The following is a 19,662-nucleotide window of genomic DNA, read 5'->3' as shown; positions in this document are numbered from 1 at the left end:
ACCTTTAGGGATGTACAGAAAAAGTAAGTATGTTCTAAAAAGCAGTTAGGTCATCTGATATATTGAAAATTCTTAAAAAGTTAATTAAATAATGCCAAAAACTAGGTAGGTATAGGAAAGTTGCCCCTATATGTTTATCAATATTTGAGTATTCGCTTATGTTTTTTCTATATCTGTTTCTGGTAACCCTATTCGATCTAAATCTCCATGAAAAAAATTTATCAGCTAGCTACGCTGAGCCTAATGGCGGGAATAATACCCGGTTTCGCTCAGACGATGCAAAAAATTGAGCCGAAAAAAAGTGATTTGATGGCAGGGCAATTGCTGGCGCTGCACGTTCCCAGACCAGACTTGTCCTATGAAACTGTTCAGGCAGCAGACATAACTGTTTCGGGTAAGGTAACTGATGAGAAAGGGGATATACTGGCTGGCGTAAGTGTCATTGTGAAAGGCACTACCACGGGTACAACCACTGATGGTACAGGGGGCTTCCGAATTTCGGTACCCGATACGCGGGCAACACTGGTGTTTAGCTTTGTAGGCTATGCTAAAAAAGAAGTTGTGGTTGGTAGCCAGACTTCGTTGTCTGTTGTGTTGACTCCTGACGATCAGACCCTTAACGAAGTCGTGGTGGTCGGATATGGTAGTCAGTTAAAGAAAGAAGTAACAGGTGCTGTTCAAACCATAAGCTCTCAGGAAATTAAAGACTTACCCGTTTCGCAGATCGGGCAAAAATTACAGGGGCGACTAGCGGGCGTTCAGATCAACCAGGCCACCGGTAAGCCCGGCCAGGGAATCAGCATTCGGATTCGGGGACAGGTTTCGGTTTCGGCGGGTAGCGATCCATTGTATGTAGTAGATGGATTTCCAATCACGGGGAATATTGCCCAGTTGAACCCCGACGAAATCGAAGATCTTTCGATTCTGAAGGATGCGGCTTCTACTTCCTTGTATGGTTCGCGTGCGGCCAATGGTGTTGTGCTCATTACCACAAAAAAAGGCAAGCCGGGTCAAACGAATATTAGCTTCAGTACCTATACGGGTATCCAGAAAGTGCCGATGAAAGGCCGGGTAAAAATGCTGAATGCAGTACAGTTTGCCCAGTTTAAGAAAGAGTTCTACGAAGATCAGCTCTTGCCTGTGCCAGATATTTTCCAGAACCCGGCGCAATACGAAGGAAAAAACAACGACTGGTACGATGCCTTACTCCGGACAGCTCCGCTACAAAGCTATAACCTGAGCATTTCACACAATACCGAAAAGTCGAACACCTCGTTGGTCGCCGGTATTTTCAATCAGGATGGGGTCGTGCTGAATAATAAATACAAGCGGTACTCCCTGCGGATGAACTCAAACTATAACCTCTCCAATAAGGTTGCGGTCGGGTTCAATGTAGCGCCTTCGTATGTGTTTGATAATACACCTCGTACCGACGGTGACCGGGGAACGGGAATTCTGTTCAACGCCCTGCATACCTGGCCAATCATGCCGATTTATGATGCCAATGGCGAACTGACGAAATTCAATACATTGCCAAGTAGCACGGGTAATATTTTCAATTATCCAAACTGGGTACGGGCCGCCAATGAACTGGTCAACGAATCGAAGAATACCAACCTGTTGGGGAACGCCTATATTCAGTTCCGCCCCATCACCGGGCTGACGTTGAAATCGACGATGAATATAGAATATACGAATACTAAATTCTTCTTCTTCAACCCCTCTACGGCCACGAGCGCTATCAACGTACCCATTCCGACAACCGCTGTTTCCACCCGCAATAGTCAGGAGAATATGTCCTGGCTGAACGAAAACTTAGCAACGTATGCCAGGAGCTTTAACGATCATAACTTCGAACTGTTAGCGGGTTTTACGAATCAGAAGTTCCGGTCGGAGTTTTCGCAGATCCAGGGTAATACGTATGCGGATGATCGGCTACCAACCATTCAGGGAGCCTTGAACATTGACCGGACAACTTCGCAGAACGGAGCCAACCAATGGTCGTTAACCTCGTATCTTTCTCGTTTAACCTACAACTACAAAGGTAAGTATCTGTTAACGGCGGCTGTCCGTACGGATGGGTCATCCCGGTTCGGTTCCAACAATCGCTGGGGTACATTCCCATCGGCTTCAGTAGGCTGGGTCGCGTCGGATGAAGAGTTCCTCAAGACCGTACCACAGGTGTCGTTTGCCAAAGTACGGGCCAGCTATGGTGTAATCGGTAATAACAACATTGGTAACTACACCCAATATGCTCTGGTGAATAATACGACCAATGCTGTATTTGGAAGCACAGTAGCAGCCGGGTCTGTGGTTACGTCGCTGGCTAACCCAAATCTGGGCTGGGAAACCACGAAGCAGTTTGATGTAGGCCTTGATCTGGGCCTGTTCAACGACCGTATCCAGTTCATCTATGATTTTTATACAAAACGGACCACGAATCTGTTGTATGCGGTGCAGATTCCGCAGGAGTCTGGTTTCACCAACTTCAACGATAACATTGGCGAGATCAAATTCTGGGGCCACGAATTCTCACTGACCACCAAAAACACAACGGGTAAATTGAAGTGGACCACCAACGCCAATATTTCGTTCAACCGAAATCAGGTAGTATCGCTGGCACCAGGTATCGATCGGGTGTATGGTACGATTGGACCATTCCACATTACCCAGGTAGGGCAGCCCTTTGGTCAATTCTATGGCTTGGTAAAAGAAGGCTATTATACAAGTGCCGAACAAGTCAAGAGTTCCCCCATTATTCCGGGACGCTCGGCTATCGGAACCATCAAATTTAAAGATGTAAACGGCGATGGCGTGATAACCTATGGTGGCGACCAGGATGACCGCGCTATTATTGGTAGCCCATTCCCCAAGTTTACCTACGGGATTACCAACGATCTGAAATACGGCAATTTCGACTTCTCGATCACCGGTTCTGGATCGTACGGCAACCAGTTGTGGGTTCGTCACCTGTATAGCACGGCCAACCTGGATGGAGTGTTCAACATGGTTGAAGGGGTAAAAGACCGGTTCCGGGTTCAGAATACCCTCGTCAATGGCGCGGCTGTTGCCACCACGGTAATCAATCCCGGAGCTGGCCAATTTGGCGCTGTTAACAATGGCGGTAACTACACCGGTATCGAACGCGACTGGCCAAGCTCACAGTTTATAGCCGATGCATCGTTCTTCACGATTAAAAACATAACTCTGGGCTATAATATTGGGGCTGTGAACAAGCTGTTTAAATCGGCCCGGGTGTATGCATCCTGTCAGCAAGTGTACATTTTCACGAAATACTGGGGCGGGCCAAACCCCGAAACCAGTGGCAACACGACGGGTAACGGTGATGGCGGGAACCTGAGCCAGGGTATTGATTTCTCGAACTATCCAGTGCCACGTACGTATACACTCGGGGTAAATCTGAATTTCTAAAAACAGTAATCACTACGTTGCTGGTGAATAGCCCGCGACTAATCCTAAAAACTTGTTCCTGATGAAAATAAAATATATCGCAGTCGGGCTGTTGATCCTGGCCTCAATCGGCTGCAAAGATGATTTTCTGACTGCCATTCCAGAAACGGCATTAAGTTCGGCTACATTCTTCAAAACAGAAGCCGACTTTGTACAGGCTGTCAATGGCGCGTATGTGCCCTTCCGGCAAATGTATAACGAACGGGCCTGGGTATTGGAGGAAATGCACTCGGATAATACCTATTATGCCCGTAACACGCTGTATGGCGCTGTAGATCCGACCGAAAACGTGGCTGATTTTGCGGTCCCTGTCGGAACGGGGGATGGTGGCGTCAAGGTGACGGCCAATGATAACGTGTTGGTACAGTACCGACTGAATTACGTGATTATTGCCCGGGCTAACCAGATTCTGAGTTTGATCGATGGGGTTACCTTTAGTAGCGATGCGGTCAAAAGCAACCTGAAAGGGCAGGCGCAGTTTCTTCGGGCGTTCGCCTACTTCGATCTGGTCCGGTTGTTTGGCCGAGTCCCTTTGCATTTAACTCCCGTTACGGGGCGACAGGACGCACCAGTTGAGTTGGGTACGACGGAGCAGATCTATGCGCAGATTGAAAAAGATGCCACTGAGGCCAGTAAAAATCTACTGAACAAAGCGAAGCAGGAAGGCGGACGGGCTACATCGGGAGCGGCCAAAACATTGCTGGCTAATCTGTATCTGACGCAGAAAAAATGGGGTCAGGTCGAAACGTTGATGAAAGACGTTGTGACCAACGACGGTTATAAGCTGATGCCCGATTATAATGATGCCTTTTCGTTCACAGGTACCAATAAGAACAACCCTGAATCGGTATTCGAGATCCAGTACATGGAAGGGTCGGCAGGCTATAACGGCAATCAGATTTACCGTTTCCTGCCGTCGCCCATAACGGCGGCTGAAATTGCACCTATTACGGGTACATCGAACCCGCAGCCTACATCGCAGGAAAGTAATAACATTCCTACGCCGGATCTGATCGCAGCCTATGAAACGGGTGATAAACGAAAAGATATTTCGATCGGAACCGTCACGTTGAGCACAAGTTTGCGGGCCAATAAAGTGTATCCGTATATCAAAAAATACGCCCGCACCCATGCGTTGCACAACAACACGGGGCAGAACTGGCCGGTTTATCGCTATGCTGAAGTGCTGCTATTCCTGGCCGAATCACTCAATGAACAGGGGAAAACCGGCGAGGCAGCTACCTATCTGAATCAGGTGCGGGCCCGGGCTGGGCTGGCGGCTACCACCGCATCGTCGCAGGCCGATATGCGGGAAGCTATTTTTAAGGAAAGACGTGTTGAGTTGGCCTTCGAAAACAAGCGTTGGTTTGATTTAACGAGAACCGGCCGTGTGAAGGAAATTATTACAGCGTATGGCGCTCGTGTAAAAGCGAATCCGGGTGACTATTATTTCCCCGCGGGTGCTGTTCCGCCACCGAATGCCTTTACGATGCTGGATGACTATTATCCGTTGCCAGCAGTTGAATCAGCATTGACCCCTTATTTCTAATTGATAGTACTTCTCCCATTCTCAGTCGGGAGTGGGAGAAGTAGAAAAGCCTCTCGCATAGAACAGTAGCCCATTCGCACTGATTTCAGATACTATTATAGGTTGGTAATACGGAGTACATAGAAGCAGATTCGTATCGGCTCTGCTTCTTTTTTCGTGTATTTATTCACTACAACGGGGCGGTAAAACCTCAATCGGCTCTGCTTTTATAAGCCTACGCCGTAAAAACAATCGACAAACTACCGGCCACTCAATAGATGTATTGACACTCACTTACTCATATTGTTATGTTTTTTACGTACAAACCTGTCCGATTAGCCTTGGTGTTTGCTGCGATTGTCCTGCTTGGGACCTCCTGGATTACCATGCAGGAAGCAGCCGTCACTACCGTCGATCCGGAAAATCCTAAAATCGATAAACTGAAACTACTGCCCGGTTTTAAAGCCGAACACATATTCAGCCCTTCTGAGAATAAGATGGGCTCATGGGTTGCCATGACGTTCGACAACAAGGGCCGAATGATTACCTCCGATCAATACGGAGCCTTATATCGATTAGAATTGCCGCCGATTGGTTCCGGAGCGTCAAAACCCAAAATTGAGAAACTTAAAGTCGGCAATGTCCAGCCAGGCGATACCACCATAGGTATGGGGTATGCGCAAGGCTTGTTATATGCCTTCAATAGTCTCTATGTGATGGTCAATAACCGGGAGAACAAGAATTTTGGGAAAGGCAGCGGCCTCTACCGGCTTCAGGATACCAACGGCGATGACCAGTTTGAGACCGTAACGCTGCTAAAAGCACTGAAAGGAGAAGGAGAGCACGGACCCCATAGTATAAAGCTCTCGCCCGATAAGAAATCGTTATATGTGATTGCGGGGAACCATACCGATGTACCCCAAATGGATGCGTATCGCTTACCCTCTAACTGGAAAGAAGATAACCTGTTTCCGCAGATAAAAGACCCGCGCGGCCATGCCAACGATCGGATGGCACCCGGAGGTTGGGTGGCAAATGTCGACCCGGAAGGGAAGCGCTGGGAACTGATGGCGGCCGGTTTCCGCAATGCCTTCGATATTGCATTCAATGAAGCGGGCGATATGTTTGCCTATGATTCAGATATGGAGTGGGATTTTGGTCTTCCCTGGTATCGCCCAACGCGCATTTGTCACGTTACCAGCGGAGCCGAGTTTGGCTGGCGTACGGGTAATGGCAAGTGGTTGCCCAGCAATCCAGATAATTTGCCTCCCGTCCTGAACATTGGTCAGGGGTCACCCACCAACCTGGTCTATGGCGATAATGCCCGGTTTCCGCAACGGTATCGTCAATCGTTATATGCGTTCGACTGGAGCTTTGGCATCATCTATTCCATTTACCTAAAGCCTAAAGGGTCAACCTACGAAGCCGAACGGGAAGAGTTTATTTCGGGCTCACCACTGCCGCTGACCGATGGTATGTTTGGGCCAGATGGAGCTCTGTATTTCCTAACCGGCGGACGCCGTCTGGAGTCGGATCTTTATCGGATCACTTATACTGGAACAGAATCGGTAGCCCCTGTAGCCAAGGCACCAGTACTGACGAAAGAGCATCAACTTCGGACTCAGTTGGAGCAGTACCACCATGGGGCCAATCCAGCAGCGGTTACTGCGGCCTGGCCTAATCTGAACAATCCCGACCGGTTTGTTCGGTACGCGGCTCGTATTGCGGTAGAACATCAGCCTGTTGCTCAGTGGCAGGATAAAGTCTTTACCGAAACGGACCCTCAACGATTGATACAGTCGGCGGTTGCATTGGCCAGACAGGGCGACGCTTCGCAAAAAAGTAAGCTATTGAATGCCCTTTTAAAAATAAAGTACGATCAACTGTCAGAATCTCAGCAGTTTGATTTGTGCCGGGCTTTTGAGCTGGTTTTCCTACGCATGGGCATGCCTGAAGGAGCCGATAAAGATCGCGTCGTTGCTTTCCTGAATCCGCATTATCCGGCTAAAACAGCTCTGATGAATCGTGGACTTAGCCGCGTTCTTATCTCCCTCGAAGCACCGGGCGTAGTAAATAAGACATTGGCTCTGATGGATATCAAAGACGAACCGGGCAGCAACAATCTGGGGCTCGAAACGGCGACTGCCTCGTCGGACCTGATCCTGCGCAATCCACAGTACGGACTGGATATTGCTAAAATGCTGGAGAAAGTTCCACCCCTTCAACAGACATTCTATGCCGTTATGCTAAGCCGGGCCGATGCTGGCTGGACACCGGAGCTTCGGACTAAGTACTTCACCTGGTTTGCTAATGGATTCAAGTTTCAGGGAGGACGGAGTTATGTCGGTTTCATCGACAGGGCTCGTAAGCTGGCGTTAGCGCACGTACCCAAAGATCAGTTTGAAAAATACAACAAACTATCGGGTGCCGATTTGTTGACCACCTCCGGCAACGACATCGTCAGCGATTATTCGCCTAAAGGACCCGGAAGACGATGGAAGCTGGACACGGCCTTGCTGGCAGTCGATACGGGACTTGTGGCATCGCTCAACTTCGACAGGGGACAAAAAATTTACTCTGCAATTTTGTGTAGTCGTTGCCACTCGATGGGCGGTCAGGGTGGAGATATTGGCCCTGATCTGACGCAGCTAGGTACCCGGTTCTCAAACAAGGATATTCTGGAGGCTATCATCAATCCCGACAAAGCCATTTCTGATCAATACGTGTCGACCATTTTCACACTGAAAAACGGGCAGTCGGTCCTGGGGAGACTTGTTAATGAGGATAAAGTGAACTATTCGATTTCGCAGAACCCGTTTGCGCCTGATTTCCTCCGGAAAATTCCGAAGAAAGACGTAGTATCGAAAAAGAATTCGACGGTTTCGATTATGTTGCCCGGACTAATTAATAGTTTGAATCCTGGTGAGCTAAGAGATCTGGTTGCCTACCTTAAGTCGGGAGGAAAGCAGGATAGCGAGGTGTACAAAGCAACAGGCGGATTGAAAGGTAAATAATAAGTAGTCAGGAAGGAGACTCTTCTTCCTGACTAAAATTGTAGGACTATAACCGTGAATTTGATATGGTAAGCAAAAGAAAGGTCAACGTTATCCTGCTTCTAGTAGCGGCTTTCGCAATTGTCGGCACCAGCACATCCTGCATCGCGCAGAAAAAGAAAGATGGCTACGTATCGATCTTCGATGGAAAAAGCCTGAAAGGGTGGGATGGTGATCCGAACTACTGGCGGGTTGAGGATGGCTGCCTGACCGGAGAAATAACCCCTGAAAAACTCCTGAAAACTAACTCGTTCATTATCTGGCAGGGTGGCGAGCCAGGCGATTTCGAACTGAAAGGTGAATTCAAAATTACCGAAGCTGGAAACTCCGGCATCAATTACCGCAGTGACCGATTACCCGATGTCCCGTTCGCTCTAAGAGGCTATCAGGCTGATATTGACGGAAAAATGCGGTATACGGGCCAAAACTACGAAGAGCGGAAACGGACTACCCTGGCGTATCGTGGACAAAAAACCACCATTGGACCTTATACGGGTGAAAGCACACCGGAAGCCATTCGGGCCAATGTAAAAGCGAATGCCTGGACCGGTATGAACGTTACGGGTTCGCTGGGCAGCTCCGATTCGCTGAAGACATTTATCAAAAGCGAAGACTGGAACACCTTTCATCTGGTGATCAAAGGCAATCGTTTACAGCACTACATTAACGACGTCTTGATGAGTGAAGTGATTGACGATGATACGGTAAACCGAAAGGCTAAGGGCCTACTTGGTGTACAGGTACACGTCGGGCCGCCGATGAAGGTGCAATACCGCAACCTGATGATCAAACAATAATAAGCGTACATTCATGGACATGGATAACCAATGTAGTTTGGTTGAGGTATTTTAGTGTCAATTCGTTTAGGTTAGTTAAAATAAAACAGTTGCCTATTAATTAATGGAAACAGTCTCAGCAGTAAGCGTAGCGAAAAAAGCATTAGAAAAAGGGAAAGGTATCCTGCGACTGACCCCCACCTGGGTACCCCGGTCCTTCTGCGTACCCGGGCGTCGAATCAAACTCCACCCCGACGATTATTATGTGCTGGGCGGAGAACGGGGTGGTATCGATGAACGCTGGTTCTCCTCCACCACACCCGCCAAAAATGGCCCCCTTACCGGCGAAAATGAAGGATTGAGCCACATCGTTTTCACCGACGAAGATGGCGCCGAAGTGCAGTTTTTGCTCAAAGATGCCGTTGATGAACTCAAAGGCGAACTCATTGGTGATCGGCTCTGGAATGAATACCAAAGCTGGCCGATGTATTCCAAGTTCTTCGACAACATGGGGCCCCTGCCGCATCACCTCCATCACAACGATGAACAGGCAGCCTTGATCGGTCAGTTGGGTAAGCCCGAAGCCTATTATTTCCCTCCCCAGGTCAACAACCATGGAGGTGATTTTCCCTATACTTTCTTCGGCATTGCTCCCGGCACCACCAAAGAGCAGATCAAAGAGTGCCTGCAGAACTTCACCAAGGGCGACAACAAGATCACCAACTACTCTTCGGCCTACCGGCTGGAACCCGGCACCGGCTGGGATGTGCCTCCTGGGCTCTTGCACGCGCCTGGCAGTATGTGCACCTACGAGCCCCAGAAAGCCTCCGACGTGTTTGCTATGTACCAGTCGCTGGTGAACGAAGCCATCATTCCCGAAGAATTACTGTGGAACGGTACGCCCAAGGAGCGCATTGGCGATTATGACCAATTGATGGAGGCCATCGACTGGGAACTGAACACCGACCCTCAGATGATGGCCAATCGATTTATGCGTCCCCAACCCGTTCGCGACGAAGACGAAATGGCGGCTGCTGGTTATCGGGAGGTATGGGTTTGCTATAAAAATGAAGCTTTCAGCGCAAAAGAACTCACCGTTTTTCCCGGTCAGACGGTCACCATCAAAGACAACGCAGCCTATGGGCTTATTATGATGCAGGGACATGGCAAACTGGGCGATTGGGATATTGAAACCCCAACCATGATCCGTTACGGCCAACTGACCAACGATGAGTTCTTTGTCAGCGAGCAGGCGGCTGTAGCAGGGGTCACTATCACTAATCCCTCCACCACCGATCCCATCGTCATGCTCAAACACTTTGGTCCCGCCAATCCAGACCTGGTGCTATAAGCTATTGATCTGACTAAATCCTGTTAAACTTTCGTAGTGATGAACCAGAATAACTATCCTAAACTCCACAACGCCATGTGGCCGGGAGTGGTGGGCAAAGGCCCCGACTCCGAACCCGTCATAGACTTCGACACCATGCTCAACCTGACGGCCAATGCCGAAGTCGATGGGGTTAAATTCGATGGTGTCGACCTGGCCCTCTTCGAGCACATCGACGTCAACCTGTCGGACGATGACATCAAGCGGCTGGCCGATAAAGTGGGGGCGCATAATCTTAAAATTGGTTCGCTGGTAGCTCCCATCTGGGGCGGTCCGGCCATGGGAACACCCGACCAACGAGCCCAGTTTGTCGAAATGGTCCGTAAATCCTGCCACATTGGCCAGCGCTTAACCGAGTTGGGCATTCGGCCCAGTGGGGTGGTACGCATCGACTCGGCCAGTTCGCCCCACGACTGGGCCGTAGACCCTGTGGGGAACAGCAAACTGATTGTAGAAACCTTCCAGCAGGCCTGTGATGTGGCCGCTGACTATGGCGAAAAGCTGGCGGCCGAAGGGGAAATCTGCTGGGGCGGCATGCACAGCTGGAAAGCCATGGTCGACACACTGGTGGCAGTGAACCGACCCAATATGGGATTCCAGGCCGATATGGCGCATACCTTACTCTATACCCTTGGCTACAATAGCCCCGATGACCGCATCCTGCCCCCTGATTTCGACTGGAGTGATCGGGAAGCCTTGTCCGAAGCGCTCAAGAAGGTGACGGCGGCTCTTCGCCCCTGGACGATCGACTTCCACGTGGCGCAGAACGATGGCACCGTATTCGGTTCGGGCTCGCACGATAAAACGGGTCGTCACTGCCAGGCGCTGGACCCCAACGGTAAGCTCGACATCGTGCATGATGCGGGCTACTGGCTGCGCAACGAGAACGGCGAGCTGACCAAAGCCTTCCGGCACATCTGCTGGGACGGATGCATGTTCCCCAACGAGGTAATGCTCAAGCAGCAAACCTGGAACGACGTGCTGGCCACCATGATCAAAGTACGTCAGGCCCACGGCTGGTACGAATAATTGTTTACGGTGGCGGTACTTGATTTGCGCCGGGCCGTCGCCAGTAACCCCTACATCAATTTATGTCAACCAAAAAAGAACTACGCATTGGCTTAATAGGTACCGGCTTTATGGGCCGTACTCACTCCAATGGCTATAGCCAGGTCAGCCATTTTTTTCCTGAATTACAGTACAAGCCTGTGTTGCAGGCCGTCTGCTCCCGCAATGCTGAGAAGGTGCAGGCCTTTGCCGACCAGTGGGGCTATGCCTCGATTGAAACCGACTGGAAAGCCCTGATTGCCCGGGATGATATCGATGCAGTCGACATCTGTACGCCCAATGATTCCCATGCTGAGATCGCTCTGGCAGCAGCCGCTGCCGGTAAGATGGTGCTTTGTGAAAAACCACTGGCTCGCACAGTAGCCGAAGCCCAGCAGATGGTTGATGCCATCCAGGAGGCTGGAGTAGCCAACACGGTCTGGTATAACTATCGCCGGTTACCGGCCGTTACGTTGGCCAAGCAACTGGTGGACTCGGGCAAACTGGGTAAGATTTTCCATTACCGGGCTAATTTCCTCCAGGACTGGACCATCAGTGCCGATGTGCCACAGGGTGGTGCGGGCACCTGGCGGATGGATGTAGAGGCCGCAGGCTCGGGGGTGACGGGTGACTTACTCGCCCATTGCATCGATACGGCAATGTGGCTCAACGGGGCCATCACCGATGTATCGGCAGTGACGGAGACCTTTGTGAAAGAGCGGATGCATGCTCTGACGGGGAAAGTACAGCCGGTGGGCATCGACGATGCCTGTATCTTCCACTGCCATTTTGCCAACGGCTCGCTGGGTCTGTTCGAGTCGACGCGGTATGCACGGGGTCACAAGGCGTTGTACACCTTTGAAATCAACGGGGAGCATGCGTCGATCCGTTGGGATCTGCACGACCTGAACCGGCTGGAATACTTCGATCATGCTGATGAAGGAATTGTCCGGGGCTGGCGCTCGATTCATGTAACGGATGGAGATCAGCCGTATATGGGTAAGTGGTGGGTGCCCGGCTTAGGGATCGGTTACGAACACAGTTTCATCCATCAGGTAGCAGATTTTCTGGGTAGCCTGGAGCGTGGAGAGCCTTGTCATCCTACGTTCTTAGACGCGTTGGAAACCCAGAAGGTTTGTGAAGCGGTTCTGGAATCGGCGGCCTCAAAGAGCTGGAAAGATACCGGTGTCGAATCCTTTGAGGGATAAAATACTCGTTTATTCCCATTATTAATTTTCTAAAGGTGGCTTGGCCCGAATCGGGTTAAGCCGCCTTTTATATGTATGAATACTCGTCTGCAATTGTATCCCGGACGAGTATTCACATATATAAACCCCTAGTCAGCATCCGGGTTCAGCCAGACTACTTTTTGTTCGGGTGTGTGGGCCTGTCCCAGAATGTTTCGATATAAATCGGGACGCCGGGCTTTTCGGTACCGGTAGCCACCTGCCTGTTGTAATTTTTCGGGTGTGCAATTGGCGACCACCACATCGTTGCCCAACTCACGGCATTCGGCAATGATGTCGCCAAAGGGGTCAATGATCATCGAACAGCCATTTTTTAACTGGTCGTCGTCCATGCCGATCGGATTGGAGAAGACAACATAAATGCCATTGTCGTACGCGCGGGCGGGCAGCCATTTCATCAGCCAGGCTCGTCCTTTCATCCCGTCGAACTCCAGCCGGAGCGACGTAGGATCATTCGCTCGATTAGTCCAAAGAGCAGGGTCGGCAAAACCGGCACCCGGACGGGTAGAGGGCGTCAGCATCGTCACGTGGGGCATGAAAATAATGTCGGCTCCCAATAAGGCCGTAGCCCGTACATTTTCGACGACGTTATTATCGTAACAGATCAGAATGCCACATTTCCAGCCGAATAGATCGAACACGACGTACGAATCGCCCGGCAGCAAATGAGGGTTGATAAACGGATGCAGTTTGCGGTATTTGGCAACCAGTCCGTTCTTGTCGACGCACACATATGCTTTGAAAAGCTGATCCTGTTCGTCTTTTTCGAACAGGCCCGCCAGAACAACAATGTCGTTGGCTTTCGCAATCTGAATAAGAGCCTGAATGCTTTCGCCATCGGGAATGTACTCGGCCAGGTCGAGCATCTGCTCGCGGGATAAGTGCCGGGCAAAGGTGTAGCCCGTGATGGAACATTCATGAAAGGCAACGACTTTGGCACCCTGCTGAGCCGCTTTGGCGGCAAGCTGGTTGATGACCTGTAAGTTAGCTGTTTTGTCGCCACTGGCATTTTCGAACTGTGCCGTCGCGATCTTTAGATTTTGCATGGCTGTACTGTGGTAATGTCAGCCAAAGGTAGCCGGAAATGGGTTACAAATCGACTATATAATCGGTCAGCAACTTCCACTGGAATTTCTGATAAAACCACCAGCCGGTTTCGGCAATGACCGTATTGATAAGTGCCCGGTCGCCCGCTTCGGGCTGTTGATTATTGATGCCTTCCCGCCGACCAATTTCAGAAGCCGTAATGGTTTTATCTGCGATCTCAACCCGAAACGTACTCTGTGCTTCCTTATGGAAAAAATGATCGATCTGGTCGGTGTGTTTTTTCTGCGGATCATGACTGGGATGTACCGTAAACTCCACCCGATTGTCGGTGCTGGCCGTATGACTGACGCGTACCCAGTTTTCAGGCATAGGCCCCGGCAAGGTAACCCGGATGTAGTCACCAAGTTGCGGAGTACCATCAGGCTTCGGAGCGCCATTTGCATCGTGAAGCTGGAAATCGGCGGTGAGACTCGATAGGCCCGACCATCCGTTTACATGCAGTAATTTATCGACAGCACGTTCAAAAGCTTTGCGAGCTTCCACTTCGCTGGCGAATGTCCGTTGACTGGAGTAGCTAACGTCTTTAGTCGCATCGCCCTGAACGACCTGCACTTCCTCTTCAATTTTATCGATAACGGGTTTCAGTTTCATGATGTCTGAGGTGTAAACAGTTTTAAGACGTTCGCTTCAAGCCTTGCCACGGTTCTCTAATGCGCATTAGAGAACCGTGGCAAGGCTTGAAGCGAACGTTTACAGATTATGACCGTCAATAAAACGTGTAAGGGTTTTATCTGTTTGTTTTTGGGGCATAATGCCCGCAGCCTGTGCGGATTTAATAGGGTATGGCCGCCCTTTGCCGACTGATTCAATGCGAGTTGCTAATTGGCATTGATGTATATTTACCACCGAGATTATTCAGCCATGACTTTTTTTTACAGCAAAGCCCTGCACATTATTTTCGTGGTAACCTGGTTTGCCGGGTTATTTTATATGCCCAGGCTGTTCATCTATACGACCGAAGCGGAGCAGCTCGATGAGCCGGGGCGCGGTCTTGTACAAAAGCAATTGTTGCTGATGCAAAATCGGCTTTGGGCTATTATCGCCTGGCCATCGGCTATCATTACGCTGATTATGGGCCTGACTACCTGGTATAATTACGGCTCAACCCCCACCTGGCTGATTTATAAACTTGTACTGGTAGCTGGCTTATATGTTTATCACGGGCTATGCCATGCGATTTATCGTCAGCAGCAGCGAGGGGAGTTTCGCTACACATCCACGCAACTTCGTATCTGGAATGAGGTGTCTACCTTATTCCTCTTTGCCATCGTTTTCCTGGTCGTATTGAAAGATGCCCTGAATATGTTGTGGGGACTATTGGGATTGTTTGGGCTAATGATCCTCCTGATGATGGGTATTCGTGTGTATAAGCGCCTGCGAAAAGGGTAAAGGTTGGAAGAAGGACGGTTAGCGGGCTTTTTGTCATCCCGACGAAGGAGGGATCTCAACTCTCTTATTAGTCAAACTTGAGATCCCTCCTTCGTCGGGATGACAAAAAGCCATTAGTTATAGCTTAAGGTAAATCGGGGATTTATTAACTAATGTATAGTCGCATCGGGGGCAAACCTGTAACAAATGAACTACTTCTGCTGAGCCAGTAAGTCCTTAGGAGCGTGGAGCGATTTCTTCAATACATACTGCGCTAATACCGGAAAATGGTCGGAAAACGAAACGCCTGATAAAGTCTGGCAGGTCTTGATGGCCCAGTCATTGCTGACGAACTGCTGATCGATCCGCACGCAATAGGGGTGGCGATTCAGCGTAAAGCCAAGCCCTTGCCCGGCCTCTTCAAACGCGTTTTTGAAATTCTGACGGAGCTTACCGTACGAATACCCTATAGGCGTTTCGTTGAAATCGCCACAAATGATCACCGGGTAGCGGCTTCCGGCAACGTAGGATTCAACTTCCAGAAACTGCTCGTTGCGGTGTTCAAACCCCTCTTTCAGCTTATGAAACGTGTCGATTAACTCAGTTGCAAACTGGATGAGGTGACCCGATTTTAAGGCTTCGACCGCCAGATTGGTCCGTACGCCCATCGACCATAAATGCACATTGACGACCCGGATGGTATCGGCACCATAGGCAATATCGGCGCACAGGAATCCATTGATGTCGGGGCCAGCCGACCGATTCCAGATGTGACCGTATCGATTAATGATGGGGTATTTAGAGAAAAGGGCCAAACCTACTTCCCGGTCTTTATCGAAACAGGTGAGCTTTTCAACTTTTGCTGAGTACTGGCGCTCTATCTGGCGGTTGGGAGAGTATTCCTGAAAGCAGGCAATATCGGCTTTTAACGCAGCGAGATCAGAGCCGTTCTGGAAAGTTTCGCTGTTGAAACTCAGTACGTTCAGCGTTTGCGCCTGACTCATGTTGGTGGCACCACTATCGGTCCCCAACAATCGTTTGACCACCACAAAGGAGAACAACACCCAGATCATTCCAGCCATGGCGACGGCCGTCTGGTGTTTTCGAAACAAATAAACGCAGGCAACGAATCCACCCAGAATGGCAATGGGTAGGCTCATCATGACAAAACCACCCAGCCAGTGATCAACCACCGGATAGTAGCAAAAAGCCATGCTGAAAAACAGGTAGCCGAGTGCCGTATAGGAGAAAGGAAACTCGCGGTATTTATGCAAAAAAAACGCCGTTAGCTGAGCCAGCGTTCGGTATATAACTTGTAAAACTGGATGCAAATGAGATGTCAATTTGTGAAGAAGTGCCATAGATAAACCGTTGAGTTAAATGAACATTACCCGTAGAGCCATTACCTGACGTCGAAATGGCCACTACCAATGCGGAAGCCTTCTGCGTACAATTCCACGGTATAAGGGCCAGGCTTATAGGGAGCTTCCCGACGGAACAGCATATCGACCTGTTGGTCGTTGTTTTCAAACAGCACCGTTTGCCGGGTGCTGTAGCCAATCTCATGGCCATCGGTCCATAAAACGCCACCGTTTTCACCGACAACGGCTCCATTTGCGTCCAGAATGCGGGCGTATATATCTTTATTGTTCTTCACGGCCACCGGGTTGGAGGGCATAATGAAGGTGATCTTCAGCCGGTCGATCCGTGACGCTTTATACGTACCTCCCCGGCGCTCTTTACCATTGGCTGCCAGCGCTGAAACCTCCACGTTGACCGCTTTCATAGCCGACGCGAGCGATACTTTGTTTTTTAATTCGGCATTCTGGAGCGAGTAATCATCGACCGTTTGAGTCAGAGCCGCTTTTTCGTGCTTTAGGCCTTCATTTTCAGTGAGGATGGTCTGTTTTTCTTCTTCAAGCACCCGTGTCCGACTGAGTAATGTGCCGTTTTCGGCCTTCAGTTGACGAACACTGACGTCATTTTGGACCAGAAACGCTTTATAGTCATTGATCTTCAGGTTGTATTGCTGAATCGAGAACGAGAGGTCGTACTTCAGTTTCTTCTTATCGCTCTCCAGTTGCCGCTTAATCCGTTCCAGTTCGCTCACGCTGCCGCCTAACTTCCGAACTTCGATAATTTTCTGATCCAGCACTGTCGAGATGGAATCGAGCTTTTGTTGGGTAGAGGCAAACTGCTCCACTTTGGTCGTCAGTAGCTTCTGTACCTCCAGCGTTTCGTTACGAGAGCCTACAAATAAATAGGCCAGCAGTGCCAGTACGCCCACCAGTGCCCCAATGGTCAGGTTCAGAATACCCTGTTTATGATTCATTGCCTCGATTTCCATAGCTGTTTTGTTATCCCCTCGCCCTCAGCGGGGGTTAGGGAACGGCTACAAAGCAACGACACCGAACTTAATCCGGACTTAATCTGAGTTTAAAATTACCTTAAAATGTGGCTGTGCTCGGGAGCGTGAGCGTAAAGGTGGTGCCTTCCTGGGTGGACTTTACCGCAATGGTACCGCTGTGAATAGCAGTGACCTGAGCGACAACGGCCAGACCAACGCCATGACCTTTGCTGGATAGAGCTGTGGCATTGCTTCGGAAGAAAGGCTGAAAAATATAAGGGAGATCCGCTTCCGGAACTTGAGGACCTTCGTTGAAAACGGTGATGATAATCTTCCCTTCCCTGGCCTGAAAGGTAACCTGAGCGGTTTTTACTGGCGAAAATTTACAGGCATTATCCAGCAAGTTCATCAACAACACTTTTAGCGATGCCCGGTTACCCTGAGTGATTAGCGCGTCCTCGTCGTCCGGAAATTCCGGGAAGGTAAGCTGGACGTGGTAGCTGTCGTGCCAGCTCTGCAACTGCGTTTTCGATTCCCAAAGCAGCTCATCCATGCGAACAGGTTCGAAAGTCATGGTATCGGCCTGCATGGAGGTGTTGGCCAGTTCCAGCAAGGTATTGGTCAGTTGAGCCAGGTGGCGGGTATCCTCCTGTAAGGATTGCAGCGTGCGTTCATACGCGTCCGGATTGCGCTTCTGGATAAGGGCGACATCAATCTGCGAATTGATTTTGGTAAGCGGATTTTTCAGTTCATGCGATACGTTGGCAATGAACATCTTCTGCTTGTTGATGGCCTGTTCAATCCGGTCGAGTAACTGGTTAAAAGTTGCCACCAGTACGCCAATTTCGTCGGATCGGTTGGAGTGTTCTACCCGTTTCGACACGTCGGCTGGAAAAATAGTATTCACCTGTTGTACGATACCCGACATGGGAGCCAGCGCCCTATCGGCAAAAAACCAACCCGAAATACCCAGCAGCAGGAGTGCCGCCAGAACCATTACGACCAGAATCTTTTTCAGATCGTCCAGTGCTTCCCGGCCGGCCTGGTCGATACCACTGACAATGACCCAATCGCTGCTGTTGGCTTTGGCCAGATGAATGGCTACAACCTGATATTCCTGTTTGCGTAGGTAAAGTGTTTGGGCGGTCGAATCGAGCTGCGGAATGAACTGCTCGTGAAAGCGTGTGTTTGCCGGGTTGGTCGAGAAAAGTACTTTTTGGGTTTTTGCGTTATAGATCGAAATGTTTTCGTTGAGAAGTGGTTCTCGATCGGCGGCATCGATCAGGCGCAGCACGGTACTATCGGTCTGTTGTAAATCGAACAGCAGGGTAGTGGTAGTAATGGCCCGATCCTGAAGCCGTCGGAAAAATCGTTTTTCGAGGTACAGCTTGCTGAAAAAATAAACACCAAGGGAAAAGAACAGTAGAATGACCGTTACCAGTAAGGCGAATTGAACCGTAAGTCGGGTGCGGATATTGGTCATTACGACACGAGCTTTACCACATATCCCATACCGATTTGCGTGTGAAGCAACTTGGGATTGAAGTCTTTATCGATCTTTTTTCGGAGAAAATTTATGTACACTTCAATGACGTTGGTGCCCGTATCGAACGTCAGGTCCCAAAGCCGTTCGGCCAGTTCGACTTTGGAAATAACTCGTCCCTGATGGCGCAGGAAGTATTCGAGTAACTGAAATTCTTTCGCGGTCAGTGCGATTTCTTTACCGGCTCGGATTACGGTCTTGGTATCGGTATTCAGCTCAAGATCAGCAATTTTTAGCACATTGCTGGGCTGGATCGCATGGTGCGTTCGTCGGGTGAGCGCCCTGACGCGCGCCATGAGTTCGCCAAACTCAAATGGTTTTACCAGATAATCATCCGCACCGGCATCGAGCCCAACGATTTTGTCGTCGGTAGTTCCCAGGGCCGTGAGCATCAGAATAGGGGTGGCTATGTTGGCTTCCCGCAGCTTTCGACAAAGCTCAAGGCCGTTCATACCCGGCAAAATAATATCGGAGATGATAAGCGCATAGGGTGATCGGGTCGCTAACTGAAAACCCAGGATGCCATCATAGGCGATGTCGACCTCCCATTGGTGCTCTTCAAGTCCCTGCTTTATGCTCTGAACCGTTTTGACCTCATCTTCAATCAGCAGAATTTTCATGGTACTCCGCTATTTCTACGGTCGAATTTATAGAAATAACGTTACAGATAAACGTTTTGGAGGTCGAACCCATCTATTGAATTTATCGAATAGACTATTAACCCTATTGGGCACAATTGGGTATTGGTATAGTCCTATTAACTGGTGAGCTTATCAGGTAAAAAT

The 19,662-nt window shown here is 49.8% G+C and carries 14 protein-coding genes; 8 read left to right on the top strand and 6 right to left on the bottom strand.

Going from position 1 to position 19,662, the window contains the following annotated elements; translation table 11 throughout:
* Positions 1 to 207: 207 nt before the first annotated feature.
* From ACYVFD_RS20405 to ACYVFD_RS20375, 7 genes are all read left to right on the top strand, one after another.
* On the top strand, positions 208 to 3,432 hold the full coding sequence (locus tag ACYVFD_RS20405) for a SusC/RagA family TonB-linked outer membrane protein (RefSeq protein WP_461092349.1): 3,225 nt from the start codon (positions 208 to 210) through the stop codon (positions 3,430 to 3,432).
* A gap of 61 nt (positions 3,433 to 3,493) precedes the next feature.
* Positions 3,494 to 5,020, top strand: coding sequence for a RagB/SusD family nutrient uptake outer membrane protein (locus ACYVFD_RS20400; protein ID WP_461092348.1), 1,527 nt, complete (start codon positions 3,494 to 3,496; stop codon positions 5,018 to 5,020).
* A gap of 287 nt (positions 5,021 to 5,307) precedes the next feature.
* Positions 5,308 to 8,013, top strand: coding sequence for a c-type cytochrome (locus tag ACYVFD_RS20395; RefSeq protein ID WP_461092347.1), 2,706 nt, complete (start codon positions 5,308 to 5,310; stop codon positions 8,011 to 8,013).
* A 65-nt stretch (positions 8,014 to 8,078) separates the two neighbouring features.
* Positions 8,079 to 8,849 (top strand): 3-keto-disaccharide hydrolase, encoded by a 771-nt coding sequence (locus ACYVFD_RS20390; RefSeq protein ID WP_461092346.1) that lies wholly within the window; start codon positions 8,079 to 8,081, stop codon positions 8,847 to 8,849.
* A 103-nt stretch (positions 8,850 to 8,952) separates the two neighbouring features.
* Positions 8,953 to 10,179 carry a class I mannose-6-phosphate isomerase gene (locus tag ACYVFD_RS20385; protein WP_461092345.1) on the top strand — a complete coding sequence of 409 codons (1,227 nt, stop codon included), beginning with the start codon at positions 8,953 to 8,955 and terminating at the stop codon, positions 10,177 to 10,179.
* A 39-nt stretch (positions 10,180 to 10,218) separates the two neighbouring features.
* Positions 10,219 to 11,247: a sugar phosphate isomerase/epimerase family protein gene (locus ACYVFD_RS20380; protein ID WP_461092344.1), complete on the top strand. Its 1,029-nt coding sequence runs from the start codon at positions 10,219 to 10,221 to the stop codon at positions 11,245 to 11,247.
* 62 nt (positions 11,248 to 11,309) lie between these two features.
* Positions 11,310 to 12,473: a Gfo/Idh/MocA family protein gene (locus ACYVFD_RS20375; RefSeq protein ID WP_461092343.1), complete on the top strand. Its 1,164-nt coding sequence runs from the start codon at positions 11,310 to 11,312 to the stop codon at positions 12,471 to 12,473.
* A gap of 128 nt (positions 12,474 to 12,601) precedes the next feature.
* Here ACYVFD_RS20375 and ACYVFD_RS20370 read toward each other — a convergent pair whose 3' ends face one another.
* Together ACYVFD_RS20370 and ACYVFD_RS20365 are read right to left on the bottom strand one after the other, a co-directional pair.
* Complete coding sequence (locus ACYVFD_RS20370) at positions 12,602 to 13,558, bottom strand: nitrilase family protein (protein ID WP_461092342.1); 957 nt, start codon at positions 13,556 to 13,558, stop codon at positions 12,602 to 12,604.
* A gap of 43 nt (positions 13,559 to 13,601) precedes the next feature.
* Positions 13,602 to 14,210 carry a hypothetical protein gene (locus tag ACYVFD_RS20365; protein ID WP_461092341.1) on the bottom strand — a complete coding sequence of 203 codons (609 nt, stop codon included), beginning with the start codon at positions 14,208 to 14,210 and terminating at the stop codon, positions 13,602 to 13,604.
* A 270-nt stretch (positions 14,211 to 14,480) separates the two neighbouring features.
* On the opposite strand from ACYVFD_RS20365, the gene ACYVFD_RS20360 reads away from it, so the two are divergent.
* A complete protein-coding gene (locus ACYVFD_RS20360; protein WP_461092340.1) occupies positions 14,481 to 15,008 on the top strand; it encodes a CopD family protein in 528 nt (175 codons plus the stop codon).
* Positions 15,009 to 15,199: 191 nt separating this feature from the next.
* On the opposite strand, the gene ACYVFD_RS20355 is transcribed toward ACYVFD_RS20360, so the two are convergent.
* The 4 genes from ACYVFD_RS20355 to ACYVFD_RS20340 all read right to left on the bottom strand — a co-directional run bounded on the left by ACYVFD_RS20355 (position 15,200) and on the right by ACYVFD_RS20340 (position 19,497).
* The gene (locus ACYVFD_RS20355) at positions 15,200 to 16,348 is read right to left on the bottom strand and encodes an endonuclease/exonuclease/phosphatase family protein (RefSeq protein ID WP_461092339.1); all 1,149 of its coding nucleotides are present in this window, start codon (positions 16,346 to 16,348) and stop codon (positions 15,200 to 15,202) included.
* 41 nt (positions 16,349 to 16,389) lie between these two features.
* Complete coding sequence (locus ACYVFD_RS20350; RefSeq protein ID WP_461092338.1) at positions 16,390 to 17,334, bottom strand: hypothetical protein; 945 nt, start codon at positions 17,332 to 17,334, stop codon at positions 16,390 to 16,392.
* A gap of 100 nt (positions 17,335 to 17,434) precedes the next feature.
* Positions 17,435 to 18,817 carry a sensor histidine kinase gene (locus ACYVFD_RS20345; protein WP_461092337.1) on the bottom strand — a complete coding sequence of 461 codons (1,383 nt, stop codon included), beginning with the start codon at positions 18,815 to 18,817 and terminating at the stop codon, positions 17,435 to 17,437.
* Positions 18,817 to 19,497 carry a response regulator gene (locus ACYVFD_RS20340; protein WP_461092336.1) on the bottom strand — a complete coding sequence of 227 codons (681 nt, stop codon included), beginning with the start codon at positions 19,495 to 19,497 and terminating at the stop codon, positions 18,817 to 18,819. The genes ACYVFD_RS20345 and ACYVFD_RS20340 overlap by 1 nt, the downstream gene beginning before the upstream one ends.
* Between the last annotated feature and the right edge of the window lie 165 nt (positions 19,498 to 19,662).

The organism is Spirosoma gilvum (genome assembly GCF_054776815.1).
The sequence above is the reverse complement of the archived record's forward strand: the minus strand, read 5'-3'. Positions and strand labels throughout refer to the sequence as shown.